The sequence below is a fragment of the Tropicimonas sp. IMCC6043 genome (genome assembly GCF_004146235.1).
Classification (GTDB): Bacteria; Pseudomonadota; Alphaproteobacteria; order Rhodobacterales; family Rhodobacteraceae; genus Tropicimonas.
In genome coordinates this window covers 45,212-68,303 of record NZ_SELO01000002.1, presented here as the reverse complement: position 1 = coordinate 68,303, position 23,092 = coordinate 45,212, and the positions used below count along the sequence as shown (strand labels likewise).

At 66.3% G+C, this 23,092-nt stretch carries 23 protein-coding genes and 1 riboswitch; of the genes, 13 read left to right on the top strand and 10 right to left on the bottom strand.

Annotated elements, in window-relative coordinates:
- Positions 1-41: 41 nt before the first annotated feature.
- From EU800_RS02630 to EU800_RS02615, 4 genes are read left to right on the top strand one after another with little or no spacing between them, the layout of a single operon-like run.
- Entirely contained in the window at positions 42-989 is a 948-nt protein-coding gene (locus EU800_RS02630) for an ABC transporter permease (protein WP_129628283.1), read from the top strand.
- Complete coding sequence (locus EU800_RS02625; RefSeq protein ID WP_129628281.1) at positions 986-2,866, top strand: dipeptide/oligopeptide/nickel ABC transporter permease/ATP-binding protein; 1,881 nt, start codon at positions 986-988, stop codon at positions 2,864-2,866. Before EU800_RS02630 ends, EU800_RS02625 begins: the two co-directional genes overlap by 4 nt.
- Positions 2,863-3,834, top strand: coding sequence for an ABC transporter ATP-binding protein (locus EU800_RS02620; RefSeq protein ID WP_129628279.1), 972 nt, complete (start codon positions 2,863-2,865; stop codon positions 3,832-3,834). The genes EU800_RS02625 and EU800_RS02620 overlap by 4 nt, the downstream gene beginning before the upstream one ends.
- Positions 3,791-4,603 (top strand): FadR/GntR family transcriptional regulator, encoded by an 813-nt coding sequence (locus EU800_RS02615; RefSeq protein ID WP_129628277.1) that lies wholly within the window; start codon positions 3,791-3,793, stop codon positions 4,601-4,603. The genes EU800_RS02620 and EU800_RS02615 overlap by 44 nt, the downstream gene beginning before the upstream one ends.
- Before the next feature lie 9 nt (positions 4,604-4,612).
- On the opposite strand, the gene EU800_RS02610 is transcribed toward EU800_RS02615, so the two are convergent.
- Positions 4,613-5,773 (bottom strand): osmoprotectant NAGGN system M42 family peptidase, encoded by a 1,161-nt coding sequence (locus EU800_RS02610; protein WP_129628275.1) that lies wholly within the window; start codon positions 5,771-5,773, stop codon positions 4,613-4,615.
- Between the two features lie 230 nt (positions 5,774-6,003).
- Here EU800_RS02610 and EU800_RS26710 point away from each other — a divergent pair, with 230 nt between their 5' ends.
- Together EU800_RS26710 and EU800_RS02600 are read left to right on the top strand one after the other, a co-directional pair.
- The gene (locus EU800_RS26710; RefSeq protein WP_165354546.1) at positions 6,004-6,393 is read left to right on the top strand and encodes a hypothetical protein; all 390 of its coding nucleotides are present in this window, start codon (positions 6,004-6,006) and stop codon (positions 6,391-6,393) included.
- A 12-nt stretch (positions 6,394-6,405) separates the two neighbouring features.
- Positions 6,406-8,811: a caspase family protein gene (locus tag EU800_RS02600; protein WP_129628273.1), complete on the top strand. Its 2,406-nt coding sequence runs from the start codon at positions 6,406-6,408 to the stop codon at positions 8,809-8,811.
- A 16-nt stretch (positions 8,812-8,827) separates the two neighbouring features.
- Here EU800_RS02600 and EU800_RS02595 read toward each other — a convergent pair whose 3' ends face one another.
- The 5 genes from EU800_RS02595 to EU800_RS02575 form a co-directional block, all read right to left on the bottom strand.
- Positions 8,828-9,988, bottom strand: a complete 1,161-nt coding sequence (locus EU800_RS02595; RefSeq protein ID WP_242500381.1) for an MFS transporter — start codon at positions 9,986-9,988, stop codon at positions 8,828-8,830.
- A complete protein-coding gene (locus EU800_RS02590; protein ID WP_129628269.1) occupies positions 9,981-10,742 on the bottom strand; it encodes a DeoR/GlpR family DNA-binding transcription regulator in 762 nt (253 codons plus the stop codon). The genes EU800_RS02595 and EU800_RS02590 overlap by 8 nt, the downstream gene beginning before the upstream one ends.
- A gap of 94 nt (positions 10,743-10,836) precedes the next feature.
- Positions 10,837-11,985, bottom strand: coding sequence for an esterase-like activity of phytase family protein (locus EU800_RS02585; RefSeq protein ID WP_165354545.1), 1,149 nt, complete (start codon positions 11,983-11,985; stop codon positions 10,837-10,839).
- A 55-nt stretch (positions 11,986-12,040) separates the two neighbouring features.
- Positions 12,041-13,513 carry an ABC transporter substrate-binding protein gene (locus EU800_RS02580; protein ID WP_129628265.1) on the bottom strand — a complete coding sequence of 491 codons (1,473 nt, stop codon included), beginning with the start codon at positions 13,511-13,513 and terminating at the stop codon, positions 12,041-12,043.
- 78 nt (positions 13,514-13,591) lie between these two features.
- Positions 13,592-14,296 (bottom strand): glutathione S-transferase N-terminal domain-containing protein, encoded by a 705-nt coding sequence (locus EU800_RS02575; protein ID WP_129628263.1) that lies wholly within the window; start codon positions 14,294-14,296, stop codon positions 13,592-13,594.
- Positions 14,297-14,625: 329 nt separating this feature from the next.
- Here EU800_RS02575 and EU800_RS02570 point away from each other — a divergent pair, with 329 nt between their 5' ends.
- Entirely contained in the window at positions 14,626-15,066 is a 441-nt protein-coding gene (locus EU800_RS02570) for a hypothetical protein (RefSeq protein ID WP_129628261.1), read from the top strand.
- 16 nt (positions 15,067-15,082) lie between these two features.
- Here EU800_RS02570 and EU800_RS02565 read toward each other — a convergent pair whose 3' ends face one another.
- Positions 15,083-16,003 (bottom strand): alpha/beta hydrolase, encoded by a 921-nt coding sequence (locus tag EU800_RS02565; protein ID WP_129628259.1) that lies wholly within the window; start codon positions 16,001-16,003, stop codon positions 15,083-15,085.
- Positions 16,004-16,138: 135 nt separating this feature from the next.
- Positions 16,139-16,217, top strand: a riboswitch (SAM riboswitch).
- Between the two features lie 43 nt (positions 16,218-16,260).
- On the opposite strand from EU800_RS02565, the gene metZ reads away from it, so the two are divergent.
- Both metZ and EU800_RS02555 read left to right on the top strand, forming a co-directional pair.
- A complete protein-coding gene (metZ, locus tag EU800_RS02560) occupies positions 16,261-17,439 on the top strand; it encodes an O-succinylhomoserine sulfhydrylase (RefSeq protein WP_129628257.1) in 1,179 nt (392 codons plus the stop codon).
- On the top strand, positions 17,429-18,028 hold the full coding sequence (locus EU800_RS02555; RefSeq protein WP_242500380.1) for a histidine phosphatase family protein: 600 nt from the start codon (positions 17,429-17,431) through the stop codon (positions 18,026-18,028). Before metZ ends, EU800_RS02555 begins: the two co-directional genes overlap by 11 nt.
- 9 nt (positions 18,029-18,037) lie before the next feature.
- Here the strand turns inward: EU800_RS02555 and EU800_RS02550 are convergent, their stop codons facing one another.
- Positions 18,038-18,274 carry a DUF2061 domain-containing protein gene (locus EU800_RS02550; RefSeq protein WP_129628255.1) on the bottom strand — a complete coding sequence of 79 codons (237 nt, stop codon included), beginning with the start codon at positions 18,272-18,274 and terminating at the stop codon, positions 18,038-18,040.
- A gap of 112 nt (positions 18,275-18,386) precedes the next feature.
- Between EU800_RS02550 and EU800_RS02545 the strand changes: the two genes are divergently transcribed.
- The 3 genes from EU800_RS02545 to folE2 all read left to right on the top strand — a co-directional run bounded on the left by EU800_RS02545 (position 18,387) and on the right by folE2 (position 21,253).
- Positions 18,387-19,250, top strand: coding sequence for a helix-turn-helix transcriptional regulator (locus tag EU800_RS02545; RefSeq protein WP_129628253.1), 864 nt, complete (start codon positions 18,387-18,389; stop codon positions 19,248-19,250).
- 52 nt (positions 19,251-19,302) lie between these two features.
- Entirely contained in the window at positions 19,303-20,040 is a 738-nt protein-coding gene (locus EU800_RS02540) for a glutamine amidotransferase (protein WP_129628251.1), read from the top strand.
- A 109-nt stretch (positions 20,041-20,149) separates the two neighbouring features.
- The gene (gene folE2 / locus EU800_RS02535) at positions 20,150-21,253 is read left to right on the top strand and encodes a GTP cyclohydrolase FolE2 (RefSeq protein ID WP_129628249.1); all 1,104 of its coding nucleotides are present in this window, start codon (positions 20,150-20,152) and stop codon (positions 21,251-21,253) included.
- Between the two features lie 66 nt (positions 21,254-21,319).
- On the opposite strand, the gene EU800_RS02530 is transcribed toward folE2, so the two are convergent.
- Both EU800_RS02530 and EU800_RS02525 read right to left on the bottom strand, forming a co-directional pair.
- Positions 21,320-21,685, bottom strand: coding sequence for a cupin (locus EU800_RS02530; RefSeq protein WP_129628247.1), 366 nt, complete (start codon positions 21,683-21,685; stop codon positions 21,320-21,322).
- Positions 21,686-21,691: 6 nt separating this feature from the next.
- On the bottom strand, positions 21,692-22,084 hold the full coding sequence (locus EU800_RS02525) for a nuclear transport factor 2 family protein (protein WP_129628245.1): 393 nt from the start codon (positions 22,082-22,084) through the stop codon (positions 21,692-21,694).
- A 323-nt stretch (positions 22,085-22,407) separates the two neighbouring features.
- On the opposite strand from EU800_RS02525, the gene EU800_RS02520 reads away from it, so the two are divergent.
- The gene (locus EU800_RS02520) at positions 22,408-23,079 is read left to right on the top strand and encodes a TetR/AcrR family transcriptional regulator (protein WP_165354544.1); all 672 of its coding nucleotides are present in this window, start codon (positions 22,408-22,410) and stop codon (positions 23,077-23,079) included.
- Positions 23,080-23,092 lie beyond the last annotated feature (13 nt).

Genomic DNA, 23,092 nt, shown 5'->3' with positions numbered 1-23,092 from the left:
CGGTGCAACCCGGCCTGCCGCCCCAGCCACGGGCAAGCCAGATGGGAAGCTACATTCTCCGGCGACTTCTTGCCGCCATCCCGGTGATCCTCGGGATCACGGTGATCGTCTTCGTGATCATGTCGCTGATCCCGGGCGACCCGGCCACGGCGATCCTCGGGAGCTATGCGACACCGGAAAATGTGGAGAAGCTGAACCGCGACCTCGGTCTCGACAAGCCTTTGGTTCAGCAATATTTCATCTGGCTCGGCAACATGTTCCAGGGCGATTTCGGCCGCTCCTTCTCGCTCAACCGCCCGGTGCTCGACGAGGTGCTCGAGCGCTTTGGCGCGACGCTGATCCTCGCTGGCACATCGCTCGTGCTCTGCTCGATCTTCGGCGTCCTCGCCGGCGTCGTCTCGGCGGCACGGCAATACGGCACCGCCGACAAGGCGATCACTTTCGTCGTGCTGATCGGCATCTCCATCCCGTCCTTCTTCCTCGGCATGATGATGATCCTGGTCTTCGCGGTGAGGCTCCGGCTGCTGCCTGTCTCCGGCATGTATGCGATCTATGGCGGCGGCGACCTGCCCGACCTCGCGCGCCACCTCGCCATGCCAGCCATCGCGCTCGCAGTGGTGGCCACCGGCGTCATCGCCCGTCTCTCGCGCTCGGCCATGCTCGAAGTCCTTCGGCAGGACTTCATCCGCACCGCGCGGGCCAAGGGCGTGAAGGAGAGCCGCGTCGTCTGGCGCCACGCGCTCAAGGCGGCGATGGTATCGATCATCCCCGTCATCGGCGTGCAGGCGGGCTTCGTGCTCTCCGGTGCGGTCTATATCGAGACCGTCTTCCAGTGGCCCGGAGTCGGGCGCATGCTGGTCACCGCGATCCTGACGCGTGACATCCTGCTGGTGCAGGGAGGCGTGGTAATCGTCGCCAGCTGCTATGTGCTGTTCAACCTTTGCGTCGACGTCGCCCAGAGCCTGCTCGACCCGCGGGTGAAGACATGAATGCCGGCGCCTTTCTCAAGCTTTTCGCCCGCAACCGCCTCGCCGCGGCGGGCGGGATACTTCTCCTCTTCGTGGTGCTTGTCGCCCTGCTGGCCCCGGTGCTGCCGCTTGCCGATCCCTACGCGCAGAACACGGGCGACAAGTTCCTCCGCCCCTTCACCGCGGGCCACCTGCTCGGAACCGACCACCTGGGCCGCGACATCCTCTCGCGGCTGATCTGGGGCACCCGGCTCAGCCTCGTCGTCGGCCTCGTCGCCTCCTTCGGCGCGGCCTTCTTCGGCTCGGTCATCGGCATCGCCGCGGGCTATTTCGGCGGCCGCATCGACAACTGGCTGATGCGCGGCATCGATATGCTGATGGCCTTTCCCTACATTCTGCTGGCGCTGGCCATCGTCGCGGCCCTCGGGCCCGGCCTCACCAATGCGCTGATCGCGGTCGCCGTCGTCAACATTCCCTTCTTCGCGCGCAACATTCGCGGCGTGACCGTGACTCTCGCGCACAAGGAATTCGTCGATGCCGCCCGGCTGGCCGGCATGACCGATCTGCGCATCATGATCTCGGAAATCCTGCCCAATGTGCTGCCGGTCATCGTCATCGCGATGTCGACCACCGTCGGCTGGATGATCCTGGAGACTGCCGGTCTCTCTTTCCTTGGCCTCGGCTCGCAGCCGCCGGTGGCGGATCTCGGCTCGATGCTCGGTGAGGGCCGCAACGCGCTCATCACCGACCCGCATGCCTCGATCGTGCCGGGTGTCATGATCTTCGTCATCGTCATGAGCGTGAACCTGATGGGCGACGGCATCCGCGATGCGCTCGACCCCCGCCTGCGGTCCGGCGCGCTGACCCGGCCGATGGCGCGCACGATTGTCGATCGCGACTCCGTGCCCGAACCGCCCGCCGATCCCGCGCTGCTCGATTTGCAGGACCTGCGCACGGAGTTCCGTGTCGGCGCGCGAACACTAAAGGCGCTCTCGGGCGTCACGCTACAGGTCCGCTCCGGCGAATGCCTTGGTCTGATTGGCGAATCCGGCTCGGGCAAATCCGTCACCGCGCTCTCGGTCATGGGTCTCGTCGCCTCGCCGCCCGGCGTCATCGCCGGCGGAGCCGTACGCTATGCCGATGCCGAGATCCTCGGCGCGCCCTTTTCGGAGCTGCGCAAGCTGCGCGGGGACCGGATCTCCTACATCTTCCAGGATCCGCTTGCGACGCTGCACCCGCTTTACAAGGTCGGAGACCAGATCGTCGAGGCGATCCAGTCGCACCGCCCGGTCCAGAAGGCAGAGGCCCGCGCGCGGGCACTGGACCTGCTGAAAGCAGTCCGCATCCCCAATGCCGAACGCCGGCTGGACGATTTCCCGCATGAGCTTTCGGGCGGCATGCGTCAGCGCGTCGGCATCGCCATGGCGCTGGTCAACGAGCCGGACCTGATCATCGCTGACGAGCCGACCACGGCGCTTGACGTGACCGTGCAGGCGCAAATCCTTGCCCTGCTCGATGACCTGCGCCGCGAACGAAACGTCGCGATCCTCTTCATCACTCATGATTTCGGCGTCGTGGCGCAGCTCTGCGACCGGGTCGCGGTGATGTATGCCGGGCGGATCGTCGAGACCGGACCGACCGAGGCGATCCTAGACGCCCCGGCCCATCCCTACACGCGTCGCCTGATCGCCTGTGTGCCCGAGCTGGGCGGCGGCCGGCGCGAGCTCCACGCGATCCCCGGCTTGCCGCCGGCGGTGGACAACCTGCCCGCGGGCTGCGCCTTTGCCCCGCGCTGCGACAAGGCACAGGACGCCTGCCGCCGCGGCGAGGTCGCACTCGAGGCGACGCGCGGCGCGCGCGCAGTTCGCTGTCTCTATCCCGAGGAGGGCGCCGCATGAGCCAGACGCTGCGCATCCGGGATCTCGACAAACGCTTCGGGGGAGGGCGGACATTTTTCGGCTTCGGCGCCGAGCGGCCCTCCGTTCACGCCGTGCAATCCGCCAGCCTCGACGTCGCGCGTGGCGAGACGCTGGGCATCGTCGGCGAATCCGGCTGCGGCAAGTCCACGTTGGCGCGGATGATCGTGGGCCTGCTGCCGCCGACCGCGGGGTCGATCGAGATCGAGGGCCGGGACTACGCCGACCGCGCGGGCAAGGACCCCGCCGCCTTCGGAAAGCTGATCCAGTATGTTTTCCAGGACCCGATCTCCTCGCTCAACCCGCGCAAGACGATCCGCCAGATCCTCGAGGCGCCGTTGAAGCTCCTGCACGGGATGCCCGCAGCGGCGCGCGCTCAGCGGATCGACGAGATCCTCGACGCGGTCAACCTACGGGCCGAGTTTCTCGACCGGTATCCGCACGAGTTCTCCGGCGGTCAGGCGCAACGCATCGGCATCGCCCGGGCGCTCGCCGCCGCTCCGCGCATCCTCGTCCTCGACGAGCCGGTCTCGGCGCTGGACGTTTCGGTGCAGGCGCAGGTGCTGAACCTGTTGGCACGGCTCCGCGAGGAGTTCGACCTCACCTATCTTTTTATCAGCCACGATCTCGCCGTCGTCGAGGCCGTGGCGGACCGGGTCGCCGTGATGTATTTCGGAGCCATCGTAGAGCTTGCCCCCGCCGAGGAGATCTTTGCCCGGCCCCGCCATCACTACACCTCGCTGCTCGCCCGCTCGGCGCCGGTCGTCGGCCGTCCGCTGGCCGCGCCCGAGGGCGCCGATGCCGAGCTGCCGGACCCGCTCAACCCGCCCCCCGGCTGCGCTTTCGCGAAGCGCTGCCCGGCGGCCACCGAGATTTGTCACCGCGAGACACCGCCCCTGGAGGAATATGGACCCGGACATTCCGCCGCCTGTCACAACCCTGCCCGCTGATGCGCCCCGGTTGAGCCGGCCGCAACGCGCTGCGGCCGCGATCAAGGACTGGGTGGTGGAACGCGGAATGCGCCCGGGCGACCGCCTGCCTGCGGAGGCCGAACTCATGGAGCATTTCTCCATGGCCAAGGGCACGATCCGCGAGGCGTTGCGGGTGCTCGAGGCTCAGGGACTGATCCGGACGCGCACTGGTCCGGGCGGCGGCGCTTTCGTCAACGAGGTCTCCGAGGCGCGGGCGCGGGCGCTGCTCGGCAACTATTTCTACTTCAACGAGATCTCCATCGGCGACATCTACGAATTGCGCCGCGTGCTGGAACCGGCCCTGGTCTCGCAGCTTGCCGGTCAACTCGATGCCGGTCAGCTCGCCCAGTTGGAAAACGTGATGATGGCCTATGAGCGTCCGGCCAAGACCATCGAGGAGGCAGAGCGCCAGCGTCATGCCGAGCTCGATTTCCATGCCCTGCTGGCCGAATTCTCTCCCAATCCGCTGATGCGTTTCCAGGTCCGTTTCCTGATCTCGCTGCTGAAGGACCTGACGGTTTGCAGGCGGATCTACCGGCGCGAGATCCCGGGACTGCGCCGCTCCGGGCGAGATTACCAGTCGCGCCTGCTGCTCGCGCTCAGGGCAGGCGATGAAAAGTCCGCGCGGGCGATCATGCGGGCGCATATGCACACCGCGCAGGCGATCATGGAGCAGCAGGAGGTCGTGGTTCTGCGCCAGTTCCTCAGTGATGCCGAGAGTCCGCCGGGCGGGCGAACTCCAGAGTGACCTGCCGCCTCAGAGCCGTTCGGATGGCACCGGAACGGCTGGGGCGGCCGGGGCGTCCGGCTGGCGGGTGAAGCCCTCGAGGTCGCCGGTCTCGTGCTCGTCGCGCGGGATCTCGACCGGGCTCGTTGCATAGGCCGTCAACAACTCGGCGAGCGACCGCAGCGCGTGCATGTGGATGCGCTCGTAGCCGTGGCTCGCGTCGACACCGAAGGTCGCCAGTGCCGTGCGCACATCGGCGCCGGCCTCGATCGCCGAGGCGCTGTCGGAGCGGTAGTAGCGGAACACGTCCTTGCGCATGCGGATGTCGTTGGCCAGGCAGAGATCGGCGAGCTTGCGCGTCAGGTGGTAGTCGAAGGGCCCGCTCATGTCGGCCATCGACAGGGTCACGCCGAACTCGGAGGAATTCTGCCCGGGCGCCGAGGTGCCGTTGTCCACCGCAACCATCGAGGCGATCTCGGGCAGCAGGATCGCCGCGGCGCCGTGGCCGACCTCCTCGGCGATGGTGAAGAGCCAGTAGATATCCACCGGGGGCGGCGGCGCATCTTTCAGCGATGCCATCGCGGCCAGCATCACCGCGACGCCCGCCTTGTTGTCGAGATGGCGCGAGACGATATAGCCCGTCTCGGTGAACTCCGGCTGCGGATCGATCGCCACGATGTCGCCGATCTCGATCCCGAGAAGGCCGAGCTGCTCGGAGCTGTCTGCCCGCGCATCCACGCGCAGCTCGACATAGTCCCAGCCGATGGGCAATTCGTCGACCTCGTCGCCGTAGGTGTGCCCAGATGCCTTTAGCGGCAGGATGGTGCCTCGGTAGCTGCCCTTGCCGGAAAAGATCGTCGCCCGTGCACCCTCGGCGAACCGCGCCGACCAGGTGCCGATGGGCACGAGTTCCAGCCGCCCGTTTGGCTTGAGCGCCTTGACCTGCGCGCCGAGCGTATCGAGATGCGAGACGATGGCACGCGCGCCGCCGCTGCGTTGGCCCGGCAGGCGGGCCCGGATCGCACCGCGGCGGGTCAGCTCATAGGAGATGCCGAGGCGGTCAAGTTCCTCGCAGACGTGGCGGACGACGCTGTCGGTATAGCCTGACGGGCTCGGTATCTCCAGCAGATCGGCAAGATGCTGCTGCAGCCGGGCGACATCGATATCGAGACGGGTTCGTTCCTGTTCCACGGGATCTCCACTGTTCTTTCTGTTGTGCAAGCGCGCGGCTCGCCCCGAAGCCGTAAACGGGGAAGGGGCTGTCTTTCAAGGGGGAGACAATCGGCTCCCAAGCCCCGTGAATAGGTAACCCTACGTAAATTTCATGCTTGCATCGCTTGGTCTCAGGCTCCACCCTTTCAGTGGGAGCGCGTGTTCATCCGGTTTTTTTTAGCGGCGCTTTTTTTCAAAGGAGAATACCCATGAGCATCAAGACCATGGCCTTGCTACTTGGATCCACCTCGATCCTTCTGGCTTGTCAACCCAGTGTTGATGAGACGTACGTCGTGGAGCCGGCCTCTATGGCCGCCGCACAGTCGACCTCCTCCTCGAGCAGTTCGTCCTCCGGGGTGAGGCGGCATCCGGGTTCCGGCGACAGAGGTGCCTCGAGCAGCAACGATTCCGGTGGCGGCGGCAGCTCGGGCGGTGACACGGGTGGTGACACCGGTGGAGATTCCGGCGGCGACTCTGGCGGCGACTCTGGTGGAGATTCCGGCGGCGACTCTGGCGGAGATTCCGGTGGCGATTCCGGCGGCGACTCGGGTGGCGATGATGGCACCGGTGGCGGCGACGATTCCGGCGGCTGGGGCTGAGGCGTACCAGCCATGTCTCACACAGCGAGATTTCGCCTGGCGTCCGGAGCTTCCCGGATTGCTCTCCTCGTCTGCGGGCTTGCCGTCGCCGGCCTCCCGGCGTCGGCGGATCTGCGCCAGGTCACCCGCGCCGACACCGGCCGGGCCGTTCCCGGACGTGTCGCCATCGTCGTCGGCAACCAGGACTACGACTCGGTCCCCGATCTCGGCAATGCGCGGCGCGACGCGGAGGACATGGCGGCGATGTTGCGGTCCTTCCGCTTCAACGTCTTCGACGGCTACGACCTCGACAAGCGCGAGTTCGAGGAACTCCTGCGCACCGCGATGCTGAACATCACCGAGGGCGCAGACGTCGTGTTCTACTATGCCGGCCACGGCATCCAGATCGGGAGGCGCAACTACCTGTTGCCGACCGATGCCGCCTTTGCCTCGATCTATGACGTGCCGCTGGAGACGATGACGCTGGACCGGGTGATCGAGACGCTTGCGGCGCGCGGCGCGACCCATGTCGCAATCCTCGATTCCTGTCGCGACAATCCTTTCCCCGATATCCGCCTCGCAGCGGATCTGGATGCCAATCTCTTCGAGACCAAGTCAGGCTTCGACGTATTCTCCACGCCTCTCAATTCCTTCGTGGCCTTCTCCACGTCGCCCGGCGCGGTGGCGATGGACGGCGATGTGGGCGGCAACAGCCCCTACACGTCGGCGATCATCAATGCGGTCGGGACGACGCCCGGGGAGAATATCCAGAACCTGTTCCCGCGCGTTCGCGAGCAGGTCTATTCGGCGACGCAGGGAAAGCAGGTGCCCTGGGAAAGCTCGACGCTGGTGCGGCCCTTCTACCTCATCCCGGCGGTGGCCCGGCCGGAAGCGCAGACCGCCCCGGCCGAGGGCGAGACGGTTTCGCCGGACCGGGGTATGGTGCTTGCCTCGCCGGCGAACGGGCCGATTTCCCTCGAACCGGTCTCGATCCGGATCGAGAAGCCGTTCGACCGGCGGGTCGACATCGCCGACCTCTTCCAGGCCCGGCTCGATGTGCCCTTCCAGGACGCCGAACTGGTCACGCCGCCGGACAGCGGTATCCTTTCGGTTGGCGAGACACCGTCGGGCGGACCACGGATCATCTACTCGCCTCAGATCTCCGATATCCGTGCGACCAGTCTCGACGACTATTCCGTGTCCGACCAGTTCGCAGTGAACATCGAACATCCCGATGGATCCGAGCGGCGGGTCGATGTCGCGCTGGACCTGACGGTCGATCCTTGCGACCTCGAAGCGGGTGACGCGCTCGACCTCGGGGGCGTCGGCATCTACCGGCTGCCCAACGAGATCGACCTACTCGCGGCGCTTTCGGCCTGTGAGGCGGCGGTGGAGCGAGACCCGGAGAACGCACGCTTCCGCTACCAGCTCGGCCGCGTCCAGCAAGGCTTGGGTCGGCTTGAGCAAGCCTTTGCCAATTTCGAGGCGGCTTCCGAGGGCGGGCATCTCCGCGCGCTCCACGCGCTCTCGGTTCTGTTCTCGACCGACCAGATCGACCGTGAGGCCACTGGCATCCCGGAGAACCAGGAACTCGCACGCGAATTGCTCGAACGCGGCACATCGCTCGGCGATCCCTACCCGATGCACCGGCTCGGCAAGCAGCTTCTCAACAACGGCGAGACCGAAGCGGAGCGACAGCGTGGCTTTGAACTGCTCGAAAGCGCGCTGGAGTTGGGACATACCTACTCGATGAACGAACTCGGCATCTATTTCCTCAACAAGGACAGCGACCACTACATTCCCGAGCGCGGCATGCGCTATCTCCGCGCGTCCGAAGCCCGCGAGGACATCTATGGCTACGCCAATCTCGCCTTCGTTGCGGTCCGGGGTCTGGACGGGAATCCGCCGGACTTTCAGACGGCCTTCGACTACTACAAGAAGGCCAGCGAAGGCGGACATCCGAGCGCCCCGAGCAGCATTGCGCGGATGATCCTGCGCGGCCAACTCGGCGCGAAGGACGTGCCGGAGGCGGTACGCTGGTACGATATCGGTCTCGAGCGCGGCGACGGCTGGGGCGGGACCAACGCGGCGGTGCTGATCCTCAACGACGACGTGCCTGGCAAGGGCGGGGCCGAGGCGGCCGTGCGCGCGGCCAAGGCGGCCAACCTCTCGAACGAGGAAGCGGCGGCCAAGGCGCGCGAGCTTCTTGGCGATATACCGGCAAGCGAACTCGGCATGGCGCTGCAGATGCTGCTCAAGGAGCTCGGCCAGCAGGTCACGGTCGACGGCGCAGTCGGACCGCAGACACTTCAGGCGCTCGAACGCGCGAGCCAGGAGGCGGGAATCGCCTATCGCGCCGCGAACGATCCGCGCGAGCGGCTGCTCTTTGCCGGCCGGGTCTATTGGGCACAGAACCCCGTGCGGTTCGACCTGTTCTGATACTCGCTGCGGCGGCTCACGGCCGCCGGAGAACGCCCGCGAGCAGCGTGATCAGGAGCGCCTGCGCGGCGATGAGCCCAAGTGCGATCCGCAGCGAGGTCGCCTCGGCGATGAACCCGACCGCCGGCGGTCCCATCAGCAATGCGCCGTAGCAGAGCGTCGCCACCGAGGCGATTGCCTGCCCGGGTGGCACAAAGGGGTCCGCGGCGGCGCGGCTGAAGGCCAGCGGCACGATTGCCGCACAGCCGATGCCGAGCAGGACATACCCTGCCAGTGCCACCGGCAGGACCGGGAAGGCGACCACGAGCCCCATGCCGGTTGCTGCCAGCAGGCCGCTGATCCGTGCCCAGAGCACCGGGCCAAGCAGCGTTACCACCCGATCGACCAGCAAGCGCGTGCTGACCATCGCAACCGAGTAGACGGCGAAGCCGAGCGTCGCCTGCGCCTTGCCGGCTTGCACGACATCGGCGAGATAGACGGCGCTCCAATCCGCCACGGACCCTTCGCTTGCCGCTGCGGCGAGCGCGACGAGGCCCACCAGCACCAGCGCGCCGCGGGGGATCGCAAAGACCGGCGCGTTCGGATCGTGCGGGCGCGTGTCCGACTGCCATGGCAGGGTCAGGAAGGGCAGGAAGAGCGCCGCCGACACGAGCGCGCCGGCGATGAAATGCAGCGGCACCGACCAGCCGAAGCTGGTCGCCGCGAAGCCCGAGAGCGCGCCCAGCCCGGCACCGAGGCTCCACATCGCGTGGAAGGAGGACATGATCGCGCGGCCCGCGCGTTTCTCCGCCTCGCTGGCCCAGGTGTTCATCACCACGTCCATCGAGCCATGCGCCATGCCGAAGAGGAAAAGCGCGACGGCGAGCCAGGGGCGCGACGGCGCCAGTGCGATGAGGATCAGCGTCAGCGAGTAGCTCGCGGCGATCCAGCGGGTCAGCCGCGCCGCGCCAAGGCTGTCGGCAAGCCGTCCTGCGAGCGGGAACGAGACCAGCGCACCGACCCCCATGAAGAGCAGCAGCAGGCCGAGATCGGCTTCCGAAAGGGCGTGGATCTCGACCACAGCCGGGATGCGCGCGGCCCAGATGCCGAGCAGAATGCCGTTGAAGGCGAAAGCGGCGGCGACGGCGCGCCAGGGCGTACGCCAGGCGATTCGCCGGGGGGCGGCGGTGTCAGACATGACGGATCTCCATGCCGGTATCGGCGAAGGCTTCGGTGGCGGAGGCGGGCGCGTCCGTTACCAGCAGGTCGAGCGCGTCGCAAGGCAGGACGCGGTGGCGGGCGCGGCGTCCGAGCTTTGGTGCGCCGGTCAGCACAACGGCGCGGGCGCTCGCCTGCGCCATGGCCCGCTTGACGGCGGCTTCGTCAGCATCGTCGGCGCCGAGGCCGAAACCGGCATCGAGCCCGCACGCCCCGAGCAGGCAGAGATCGGCGGCGATCTCTGAGATCATCCGCTCGGCCGCCTGGCCCACGGCGATGCCGCCGAAACGCGAGAGTCGACCGCCGACGAGAATGGTCTCCGTGCCGCGCGCGAGGGTCACGGTCGCCACGTCGGGGCAGGGCGTGACCACGAGCCCGCGAGGCAAGGCCGGGAGCGCGCGGGCGAGATGCGTCACGCTGGTGCCACCGTCGAGCATTAGCACCATGCCGTCCTCGACGAGCGGGAGCGCAGCGCGGGCGAGCCGTTCGGCCAGCGCGCCGGTGCTTGCCTGTCGGACATGGAGCGGGGCGGCGAGCGGTGCGACCGGCAAGGCGCCGCCGCGGACCCGCGTCACCGCGCCTGCCGCCTCGAGCGCCAGAAGGTCGCGCCGGATCGTGTCCGGCGAGACGGCGAACTCTTCTGCGAGTTGCGACAACACCAGAGGTACCCCCTCGGCGGCGCGGGTCCGAAGAAGACGCTGGCGGGCTTCCGGGGTGTTGAACGGGCTTCCCATGGCAGCAGTTCCTGCAAATTCTTGCGGACTGGTGCGCGTTATTGCAAGAAATTGCAACACTCGATGCGCCGACTCCACGCGATCGGACGTTGCGTCAGTCCGCGCGCGCCTCCGATGGGTCCAGAGCGGCGCGTTGCTCTGCGTCGGGGAGGAACCCGAAGGCGAGGAAGAGCGTCCTCTGCCGTGCCCGGAAATTGTTGTCGGAGACGAGGAGCAACAAGCGCTCGCCGGTTGCGAGTTCCGGTCCGAGCGCCATGCCCTCCATGTTGTCGAGCTCGATCCCGAGGTTTGCCAGATCCAGCAGCTCGCGCTTGCGGACGGGGATGGCGTCCTCGGGTAGCACAAAGTCGCCGCTCACATCCGTCGCGCCGGCAGTGTCGACCCGGAAAAGCCGCACCGAGAATCCAGTGCTCAGCGTGAAGCTGCGTTCGAGCGCAAGAAAGCCGCCCGCGTTGTCGAGCGCCAGAAGCCCGACGAGCCCCGCGGCTTCCTGCGCGAGCGGCAGGGGCAGCATGCCGGGCACCGGCGCGAGCGGGTAGGCATATTCCGGCCCGGCCGCGCCGCTCTCTAGATCGTAGCTGAATAGCCGGGTCCGGGACCCGATGGCGGGGCCGACCGCCGGACCGTCCTGAAGCAGCGCCTGCTCGACCGCGGTAAAGAGGCGGCGGCCGTCCGGGGTGATCGCGATGCTCTCGAAGCCGAACTTGCGCCGCACGCCGCGGCTACCGAGGTCATTCCGGAACCCGTCCGGCCGGATCTTCGGCGGCGGGGCCAGGCTGCCGCGCGAGGCAAAGTCGCCGTTGAAGATCCGCACCTGTGACGGATGACCTTTCCACGTGTATCCTTCGTCGGCGACGTAGATCCAGCCGCCTGGACCGAGGGCAATGGCTTCCGGGTCGAGCGGCGGTTTGAAACGCCCTCCGCCAGCAGGTGTCAGCCGGCGCACCGCGTCGATCCGGATGCTCCCAGCGCCGAGCCGCTCCTCCTGAAGCGTCAGGGTGAAATCGTAGACCCGCGGATCGGCGCCATCATCGGAGATCGCAAGCCAGGCATCGCCGCCACGCCAGGCAAGACCCGAGAGTCCGCCGATCTCGGTTCCCTCGAAGCGCGTCCCGGTGGCGATCTCGGCCGCACCGAGAAAACGCAGTCCGGGCGCGTCCTGCGACGACGCCGGACATCCCGCGCCGATCATCGCGCCGCAGAGAAGAAGCGCCGCAGCGCCGCGGATGAAGCGCGATGTCACGCCTGAGCCTCGAAATGCTGCGGGACGCCCCCTCATCGGGCGTCCCGCTCTGTGCCTAGTCTGTCCAGTGGACGCCCGTCAGGTCGTTGGCCTGGGTCGGCGTGTTCTCCCACAGGCCCTCGATCTTGGCATTGGCGACGCCTGCCTTGGCCAGCTGGAAGAGGAACGCGTTCACATAGTCATTCGCGATCATCTCCTGTGCTGACTTCAGGAGCTCGCTGCGCGTTGCGGCGTCCGTGGTGACATCAAGCTCGGCCATCAGCGCCTGGAAGTCCGGGTTGTCATACTGGAAGTAGTAATCCGGCCTTGCGTAGATGTTGATGTCCGCGGGCTCGGTGTGGCTGACGATGGTCAGGTCGAAATCCTTGCCCTTGAACACCTGCTCGAGCCACTGCGCCCATTCGAGGTTGCTGATCTCGGTCTCGATCCCGACCGCGCGCAGCTCGGCCGCCACGATTTCGCCGCCGCGGCGGGCATAGGACGGGGGCGGCAGCGCCAGGCGCAGCTTGAGGTCGGTTTGCCCGGCCTCCGCTAGCAGCGCCTTCGCCGCTTCCGGATCGTAGGCCGATTGCGCGGTCAGGTCGACGTAATCGGGATTGTGCGGCGCGAAATGCGTGCCGATCGGCGTGCCGAAGCCATGCATCGCGCCATCGATGATCTCCTGACGGTTGATCGCATGGGCGATGGCCTCGCGCACCTTGACGTTGTCGAGCGGCGCGGCCTTGTTGTTCATGGCGAGGATCGTCTCGCCCTCGGTCGAGCCGACGATCACCTTGAACATCGGGTTGGCCTCGAACTGCGCCAGCGTCTCAGGTGCCGGGAAGTTCGGGTAGGCGTCGACGTCGCCGGCCATCATCGCCGCAAAGGCGGCGTTGGGGTCCGAGATGAACTTGAAGGTCGCCTTGGCCAGCGCCGGCGCTTCGCCCCAGTAGCCATCGTAGCGGGTGATCTCGACCGAATCGCCCTGAACCCAGTTGGAGAAGGCGAAGGGGCCGGTGCCGATGGGTTTCGTCGCGGCCTCGTCGGCGGTCTCCGGCGCAAGGATCACCGCGTCGCCCCAGGCCATCTTGAACGGGAAGGCGCCGTCCGGGTTGGCGAGCGTCACCTTGACGGTGAGCGGATCAACCACCTCGACATCCGTGATCCCGGCAAAAAGCGCCTTCTGGGCGTTGGTGCTGTCCTCGGCGCGGGCTCGGTCGAGCGAGAACTTCACGTCCTCCGCATCCATTGCCGAGCCGTCATGGAAGGTCACGCCCTCGTGCAGATGGAAGGTGTAGACCGTGCCGTCCTCCGAGATGTCCCAACTCTCCGCGAGGCCGGGCACGATGGAGCCGTCCGGTGCGAAACGGGTGAGCCCCTCGAAGACATTGGCATAGACCACCTCGTCGATGGCGGCGGCAGCGCCGCCGGTCGGGTCGAGATTGGGTGGTTCCAGCGCCATGCCGATGGTGATCTCGTCCTGTGCGGCCAGCGCTCCCGTGGCGGCCAGCGCCAGGGCGGCGGTGGCCATCATGTGGCGGATGAACATGTGTCGCTCCCTGTTTTCCCACTGCGGGGCAGTTAACGGCATGTCGTCCGGGAATGGAACGGATTTCGACTCCCGACCCTAGTGCCGGAACAGGAACCTGTGGGTCGACGCCTCGCGGCGGAAGTCGGAGCGTTTCTCGGCGGCCAGCGCGCGGCCCCGCTGCACGCCCGGCCGCGCGGCGAGATCCTCGAGCCAGCGCGCCATGTTGGGCGTGTCGGCGAGCACCTGCAGCTGGCCCTCCCAGAGCGAGGCCCAGCCCCAGAGCGACATATCGGCAATGGAATAGAAATCGCCCGCCACGTATCGGTGCTTCGCGAGTTGCCGGTCGAGCACCCCGTAGAGCCGGGAAACCTCGCGGCGATACCGGTCCTGCGCATAGGGGATGTCTTGGGGCGGGTCCATCGCGGGTGCGTATTTCAGGAAATGATGCGCCTGCCCGGCCATCGGACCGACGCCGCCGACCTGCCAGAAGAGCCATTGTTCAACAGCGATCCTGTCGCGCTCGCTCTCGCCGTAGAAGCGGCCGGTCTTCCGGGCGAGATATTGCAGGATCGCACCGGATTCGAAGATCGAGACCGGCGCGCCGTCGGGCCCGTCCGGGTCGACAATCGCCGGAATGCGGTTGTTCGGCGCGATCTCCAGGAAGCCGGGGTCATATTGGGCGCCCTTGCCAATCTCGACGAGATGCAACCGGTAGGGCAGGTCCATCTCCTCGAGCGCGATCGAGATCTTCCAGCCATTGGGCGTTGGCCAGTAGTAAAGGTCGATCGGGTCCTGAGGCATGCGCTTTCTCCTGTCGGTCCGGACCGGAAACAAGACGCTTGCGCGCGGGAGGGCAAGGCAGAAACGGCGTCCGCCACGAAAGCGTGACTGTCCAAGTGTCCAACTTGTGTCGTGCGCTCGGCTGGTCTAGTCTTTTCCCAGAAAATACGGGGCGACCGGGCATCCGGAACGTTCCGCGCAGAGCAGAAACGGGAAAAGGGGCCGGAAAACGGTCCTTTCGGGCAGTGGTGAACAGCGTATTCCGACTCACAACCGGTATGCCGGCAACCGGCATGGATCCTGTCCAGGAGCGGCAGAAGGATATTGCTTTCGGCGAAGCGCTCCGGGCGATGACGCTGCATGGCCGTATCGATCCCGACATGACGGCCGGCGATGAAACCGGCGATTTGATGGAGTGCGCCTATGCTACGCTGATGGCGCAGCGAACCTCCTTCTCGCCGGAGGATTTCGCGCTCTATTTCCTCTCCTGCCTTCTCGACCGGGTCGACCCTCGTGACCGTGACGGATTCCGTCGGGGGGCTGCCGGGTATCTTCTGAAGAACCGCGCGCGTTTGTCGCGTGATTTCCGGGCTTTGTCGGACGAGGCGCAGGCACTGCTTTCCCGCCCTCTGACCGAGGTCTCCGCCGACGATGCGCCGCCCGTGCCAGACAACGACCAAGAAGCGTTTGTGGAGTCTGGTACCCTGGACGATTTCGTTTTCGATTTCGGCCGCGAGAATGCATCGCTCGCCCTGCTGCTCACGCAACCGGTGCATTTGCCGCAACCCTGACCCGCGCGGCGGGTCCTCACGAAGCAAATGGCAACGGAAGCCGGAAGCGCGGCCCGGCGCCTGCCTGCGACACCTCCCGTTTCTGCTGACGCAGAGTGTTGAGTGGAATCTTCCGGTGCAGGACGGCGCGGTAGAATGGGAAGAGGCCGGGGCGGAGATAGACCGACCAGTGGCAGATTCGCTTGTCGGAGGCGGGCACGGGAAAGCCGCAACTGGCGAGGGCGGCCCGGGTGTCGCGGTGGTCGATATTCACGTCGATCCAGTTGTCGGCGAGATGCGACAATCCCGCGCCGAGCGACCGGTCACCGAAGCGCAGCGGCGCCAGCAGCCATTCCAGAAGCCGGTCGTAGACGCCGTTCTCGCGACTGGTGATGCTCAGGACTTCGACAGAACGCCCTGCGACGCTGTCGAGCCGCGCGATGGCGCGCGAGCGCAGTTCCGCCGGCGCCATCAGCACGGCCCGGCCCATGGAGCGCGCGGGCAGGTGGGGGAGCGCCGAGAGTGCAACGCGGCAGCCAAGCGAGTGAGCCAACACGTCGACCGAAATCTCCGGCCGGAGCCGGCGTACGAGCACAATCAGTGCCGCCAGCGCCCGCCCCGCTTTCGCGGCGCGCTCGTAGGCGTGCCACAGCGAGCCGCGCGCCTCCCAACCGAAGGCGATGCAGAGCGGCTCGTCCTTGGCGTCCGAACCGAGACCGAGCGCCCGAGGCCAGGAAAGTGCCTTCCAGTCGTCGCGCGCCGGGGAGAGCGAGAGGATGTGGCTGTGGGGCGAGTGCGGCTCGAAGGCAGGCGAGAACTTGTAGCCGTGGATCATCACCACGACCGGTGCGCCCGGGCTCGTCCGCGTCAGCGCCGCGTGCAATTCGCCCTGCACCTGCTCGGGTGCTGTGAGCCTGTCACCTTCGACATTGACCCGGACCAGGGGCATCTTCGCCATCCACTACATCTGGTATGTCGCTTAGCGCCAATCTGCTACGCTGGGGTGACATGCGGATTAAGCGGACGTGACGAGACGGTAACGAAACGGTAACGGCCGGGCGCGACTTGACGACACCGGTGCTTCGGCGTTACGTCACCTCACCGTGGCGATTTGTTCACCGGATTGCGGGCCACGTAAAACATGCCGCTAAAGAGGTCAGGAGCGGGTCGCCCCGCCGCTGGCTGCGGTGGGGCTTTTTCATGGGAGGTCGGCCGATGGACGACTGGAAGACGCGCACGAAACTCATTCATTCCGGCATCCGCCGCAGCCAGTATGGCGAGGTGTCCGAGGCCATTTTCCTGACCCAGGGCTTTGTCTATGACAGCGCCGAGCAGGCCGAGGCTCGGTTTCTTGAGGCGGGCGAGGACGAGTTCATTTATGCCCGCTACGGAAACCCGACGGTGCGGATGTTCGAGGAGCGCATCGCCGCGCTCGAGGGGGCGGAGGACGCTTTTGCAACCGCGTCTGGCATGGCCGCAGTCAATGGCGCGCTGACGTCGATGCTGAAGGCCGGGGACCACGTGGTGGCGGCGCGGGCGCTCTTCGGCTCCTGCCTTTACATCCTCGAGGACGTGCTGACGCGGTTCGGCGTCGAGGTGACATTTGTCGACGGCACCGATCTCGACCAGTGGAAACACGCGATCAACAAGGACACCAAGGCGGTCTTCTTCGAGTCCATGTCGAACCCGACGCTGGAGGTGATCGACCTGCCTGCGGTCGCCAAGCTCGCACGCCGCGTCGGCGCGACGGTCATCGTCGACAATGTCTTCGCGACGCCGGTCTTTTCGCGCGCGCTGGAGCAGGGTGCGGACGTTGTCGTCTACTCGGCCACCAAGCATATCGATGGGCAGGGCCGGGCGCTCGGCGGCGTGATCCTCGGCACGAAGGAGTTCATCCGCAAGACGGTGGAACCCTATCTCAAGCATACCGGCGGTTCGATGAGCCCGTTCACCGCCTGGATCATGCTCAAGGGCCTCGAGACGCTGGATTTGCGCGTGCGCGCCCAGGCGGCGACGGCGCAGGCGATGGCCGAGGCGTTGCAGTGGGATGCGCGGCTGGAGCGCGTCATCTATCCCGGCCTCGAGCAGCACCCGCAGCACGTGCTCGCCGATCGCCTCCTCGAGAAACCCGGCACGGTGCTGTCGCTCGACATCAAGGGCGGGCAGGCGGCGGCTTTCCGCTTCCTCAACGCGCTGAAGATCATTACGATTTCCAACAATCTCGGCGATGCGAAATCGATCGTCACCCACCCTGCGACGACCACCCACCAGCGGCTCAGCGACGAGCAGAGGGCGGAACTTGGGATCACGCCGGGTCTGGTCCGGCTGAGCCTCGGCATCGAGGACACGGACGATCTCATCGCCGATGTCCGGCAGGCGCTGGATGCTGTCTGAACTGTTGGCGCGGCTTCTCTATCTCTCGCATCCACAGGTGGCGATCGACCCGGCGGTGCCGGTGCCGGATTGGGGGCTGAACGAGACCGGCCGCGCCCGCGTCGGCGCCTGGATCGGCGCCGGCGCGTTCGCCGGCGTCGTCCGGGTGGTGAGCAGCGCCGAGCGCAAGGCCGTCGAGACGGCCCGGCCGATCGCGACCGCCCTCGGCTGCCCCGCGGAGATCCGGCCCAGGACGCATGAGAACGACCGCTCGGCCACCGGCTTCCTGCCGGCGGATGCCTTCGAGGCGACGGCGGACGCCTTTTTCGCCGCGGCCGGGGTATCCGTCTTCGGCTGGGAGCGGGCCTTGGACGCGCAGGCACGGATCGTGGCGGAAACGGCGGATCTTCTGAAGTGGGACGGTATGGGGGATGTCCTTCTCGTCGGTCATGGCGCGGTCGGGACGCTTCTCCTGTGCCATCTTGCCGGTTGGACGATCTCCCGGAGATATGACCAACCCGCGGGCGGCGGCAATCTCTGGGCGGTCGAGCGGCCCTCGGGTGATCTGATCCATGCCTGGCGCCCCACCGAGACCTGCGCTCCCAGATAGTAGCCCGGCTCAGCGCCGCCCGGACGCGACCGGCTCCGGCTCCACCCGCCGCCCCCAGCCCAAGCGCGCCCAGAGGCGCTCGTGCAGAAGATAGGTTACGGTTCCCGTCGCTGCGCCAAGCAGCGCCACGGCGCCGCCCGTGGCAACCGACCCCGTCACGGCCCATGTGATCGCCGTCATGACGACGAGGCCCATGGCCTGCCATGTCAGCGCTTTCACGATGCTACGTGCGGGGGGGTCGTGCATGTCCAGTCTCCGGAGTCCGTTGGTTCGGCAGCAGTTTCGCTCCGAATGAAGGCCGTGGGAATTCTGGATCTTCTCTTGCATTTCTCCCGAATGGTGAGGAAAAACGACAGACATGAAGAAAATCGACAAACGCGACCGCGCCGTGATCTTCCGGGACAGGCTCGCGGCCCAGATGGCGCTCACCAATACGTCACGGAGCGGGCTTGCCCGCGCCACAGGCGCGGATCGGTCGACTGTGGCGCAACTCCTCTCCGACGGTTCGGCGCGCCTTCCGAATGCCCATCTCGCCGCCGAATGCGCGCGGGCGCTTGGCGTCTCTTCGGATTGGCTCCTGGGCCTCACGGACCTGCCCGAGCGGCCCGGTGACGTGCTCGCGGCGGCCGTCACGGTGACCGAAGCCGCCCGATCTTCGGCCGATTCCCAGCTCCATGACTGGCACCGCGAAGCGGCGGGCTACAAGATCCGCCATGTCCCGGCCACGCTCCCGGACATGCTCAAGACCGAGGCGCTGTTGAACTGGGAATACCGGCATTTCCTCGGCAAAACGCCCGAACAGGCAATCGGCGCGTCGCAGGATCGCTACGGCCTGCTTGGGGAACAGAGCTCGGATTACGAGATCGCCGTCTCCCTGGGGGAGTTGCGCGCCTTTGCCGCCGGCGCGGGGTATTACGAGGGGCTCGACGCCGACACCCGCCGCGCTCAACTCGACCACCTGATTGCCACCACGGACGCACTCTTCCCCTCGCTGCGCCTTTTCCTCTACGAGTCGCGTCGCGTGTTCAGCGCGCCGGTGACGATCTTCGGCTCCTTCCTCGGCGTGGTCTATATCGGCCGCTTCTACCTCGCCTTCCGTTCCCGTGATCGCGTCCGCTCGCTGACCGAGCATTTCGACGGTCTCGTCCGCGAGGCCGAGGTCGATGCCCGCGAAGTCCCCGGTTGGCTCCAGACGCTGCGCGAGACGGTGCAGGCGGCTTGACGGATCGGCACGGCTTGCGGCAGATGCGGCGTGACCGAAAGGAACGCCTGCGATGAAGCCCTTCCTGATCCTGCAATTGCGCCCCGAACCGGAGGCGTCGGACAACGAGTTCGAGGCGTTCCTCGCGAAAGGTGCGCTGGACCCGGACGAGGTCCGGCGCGTGCGGCTGGAGAGGGAAGAGATACCGGCGGATCTGGATCTCGGAGCGTATTCCGGCGTGATCGTCGGCGGCGGACCCGGCTGCGTTTCGGATCACGACGAGGAAAAATCGGCAGTCGAGAAGCACATCGAGGAGGAGATCCTCGCCCTGATGCCGCAGATCACCGGGCAGGATATCCCATTCCTCGGCTGCTGCTACGGCATCGGCATTCTCGCCCATCACCTCGGCGGCGACGTCTCGAAGGCCCGCTATGGCGAGCCGGTCGGGCCGGTGCCCTGCGCGGTGACACAGGAGGGGCGCGCCGATCCGATCCTCGCCGGCCTGCCAGACCGTTTCGACGCGCTGGTGGGGCACAAGGAAGCGGTGCAGGCGCTGCCGTCCGGCTGCACCCACCTTCTGGCCTCCGCCCCCTGTCCCTTCCAGATGATCCGCCACGGACGGAACGTCTATGCCACCCAGTTCCACCCCGAGGCCGATGGTGCGGTCTTCGCCCTCCGGATCGCCATCTACAAGGACAAGGGCTATTTCCCGCCCGAAGAGGCCGCCGACCTGACCCGCGCGGTACTACAAAGCGATACGTCGCTCGCGCCCCTTATCCTGAGGAACTTCGTCGCGCGTTATCGGCGTTGATGTGATCCACACGCGGGCCGCATTCGTAAATTCGTATAATATTGCTCTGGACAAGCCACCGCCGCCGGCGCGACCTTGACCGGGCGCAGATCTGTCGCGCGAGGCCAGAATGAACCTTCACATGAACGACTTTCCCCGGACACCCGATCGCAGCGATGCCGCGCGCGCGTTGGAAGTGCTGCGCCAATGGGCCGGCACCGCCTCGGAGCTGGAGATCGCCGATCTCGACCCGGTCGTTGCCAGGCTTCTGCCGCAAGGCACCCCGAACTCCTACCCCGCACTCAGCCGCACTTACCCGGCAGATTTTGTCGTTGATGATGCCTACAAGGCGGAGATGCCTGATCTTCAGAACGGCCCGGAAAGCCTGATCCGTGGCACCAAGCGGCAGATCCAGCATGTTGGCATCTCGAATTTCCGGCTGCCGATCCGCTTTCACCGTCGCGAAGGGGCCGATCTCGCGCTCGACACATCGGTGACGGGCACGGTCAGCCTCGAGGCCGAGAAGAAGGGCATCAACATGTCGCGCATCATGCGCAGCTTCTACGCCTCTGCCGAGCGCACCTTCAGCTTCGAGGTGATCGAGGATGCGCTTGAAGGCTACAAGCGCGATCTCGAGAGCTTCGATGCAAGGATCATGATGCGCTTCGCCTTCCCGATGAAGGTGACAGCGCTGCGCTCGGGGCTCGAGGGGTTCCAGTATTACGACATGGCGCTGGAGATGGTGGACCAGGCAGGATCGCGCCTCAAGATCATGCATCTCGACTATGTCTATGCCTCGACCTGCCCGTGTTCGCTGGAACTATCCGAACATGCCCGCCGCGCCCGCGGTCAACTGGCCGTGCCGCATTCACAGCGGTCGGTGGCGCGGCTTTCGATGGTGATCGATCCCGAGGCCGGATGCCCCTGGTTCGAGGAAGTGGTGGAGATGTGCCGCCGCGCGGTGCCAACGGAGACGCAGGTGATGGTAAAGCGCGAGGACGAACAGGCTTTCGCCGAGTTGAACGCGGCCAATCCGGTCTTTGTCGAGGACGCGGCGCGGCTCTTTGCCGAAGCCCTGCAGGCAGACTCTCGGATCGGCGACTTCCGGGTGGTGGCGAGCCATCAGGAGAGCCTGCACAGCCACGACGCGGTTTCGGTCCTGACCGAGGGCGAAACTTTCGACGGAGCGAGTCTGGAGCCGCATCTCTTTCCGAGCCTCGTGCACAGGGGATGACGGCGCCGGATCGTTCCGAACGCCGGCGCGGATGCGACTTTCAGAGACGGCCCTGACACCTGGCGCTCAGGCGAACTGCACGATCACGCATTCGAAATCCTCGGCGCTGGTCACGGCGGTGTGGTGGCCCTTTCCGTGGGTGTCGGACATGTCCCACACGTCACCCGGATCTATATCGCGGAAGGTCCCATCGCTTGCCGTGACCCGGACGCTGCCGGACAGGCAGACCAGTCGCTGCGCTACGGGGGTGGGGTGGATCGGTTCGTCCCAACCCGACCGGAGGCGGAGGAATACGGTCTGGCTGGCCGGCTGCGGTGCAGAAACCTCGATTCCCTTTGCCGGCGGCGCGAAGACGCGCTCCTCGAGGGTTACCTCGACATCGCGCCAGCGGCTCTCGCCATCAGGATCGGCATATAGCTCGTGGATCATCATTGCCGATTACCCGCCGGGCGCCTGGCGCGCGTAGTCTTCCGCGTCGAACCAGCCGGACGCGTGTTTCACCCTGCGTTCTTCGTCGAGGTCCCATTCCTCCCAGCCGCGCACGGTCAGCTGGAGGCCGGATGCGGCGTCGTGCCCCGTGAAGGTCCAGACATAGTCGGCATGGCTGTCCGAACACCAGATATTGTCGCATGTCTGGACGAGGTCGGAGACATCCGCGATGAACCCCACCGCCATATCGCGGACGCGTGCGCGGCCCGTCCATGGATTGCCCCGGTTGATGACGATCACGCCATCCTCGGCATAGAAGGAGGCGACGGCCTCTGCCGATCCGAAATTCCAGGCGGCCGTGCAGTCAGCCGCCAACTTTGCCTCCGCGCCTGGGTCACTCATCCCTTCGCCACCTCGTCAGACTGAAATGCCGCCAGATTGGCATCGGAAACCCGCCCTGTCCAAGTCAGATTGACCTTGGGGAAGAGTTTTGTCTGCCGTGGCCATCCGCCTTGGCGGCCGTTTGGATCGGGCAGCGCAACGGTGGTGAGTCGCGATTGTCAAAACAAAGGCAACACATTGCGCCGCGCTTCGTGGGAGGTGGCGGCTGTCTTGTGTCCGTTCTGTCGTATTACTTCGTTCCAGTTTCGGAGCCCGGATCGCGACGGCATATTGACTGACTGACCGTCAGTCAGTAAAAGAAGAAGGGACTCATGGAGACGATGATGCCGCGCACCATAAAGGCGCCAGAGGAACGACGCCTCGAAATCATCGAAACAGCCGAGAGGCTGTTCAGAACGGTCGGCTACGCCAGTTGCTCGGTCGAAACGATCATCCGCGAGATGGGTGTCGCGAAGGGGACGTTCTATTACTATTTCCGGTCCAAGGAGGAAGTTCTCGGCGCCGTCGTCGACCGCGCGCTGGACCGGCTCACGGAGATGGCCGCCGAGGTCGCCGACGATCCCTCGCAATCCGCCATGCATAAGATGCAGGCGCTGCTGTCGGACAGCCATGTCGGCGGCGACGACACGGAGCAACTTGCCGAGATGATGCATCTTCCGGAAAACCGGCAGCTGCATGAAGCCACCAATGTTCAGACCGTTCTGCGGCTTTCCCCGATCTTCGCGCGGATCATCGAGCAGGGGAACGGGGAGGGTGTCTTTGCCGTCGCGCGGCCCCTCGAAACGATCCAGTTTTTGCTTACCGGAGCCGAGTTCCTGACCGACGGCGGCCTGTTCAGTTTCTCGGCGGAGGAAATTGCGGCACGACGCTTGGTCACGCAGGAGATCGTGGAGAAATCCTTGGGGGCAGAGCCGGGCTGCTTCAGCTTCATGAACCCCGCGCGTGGAGATGGAACGGCAGAGGCTGATCCGCACGCCAAGGTTCCCGGTGCCTGACGAGGGTGCCGAG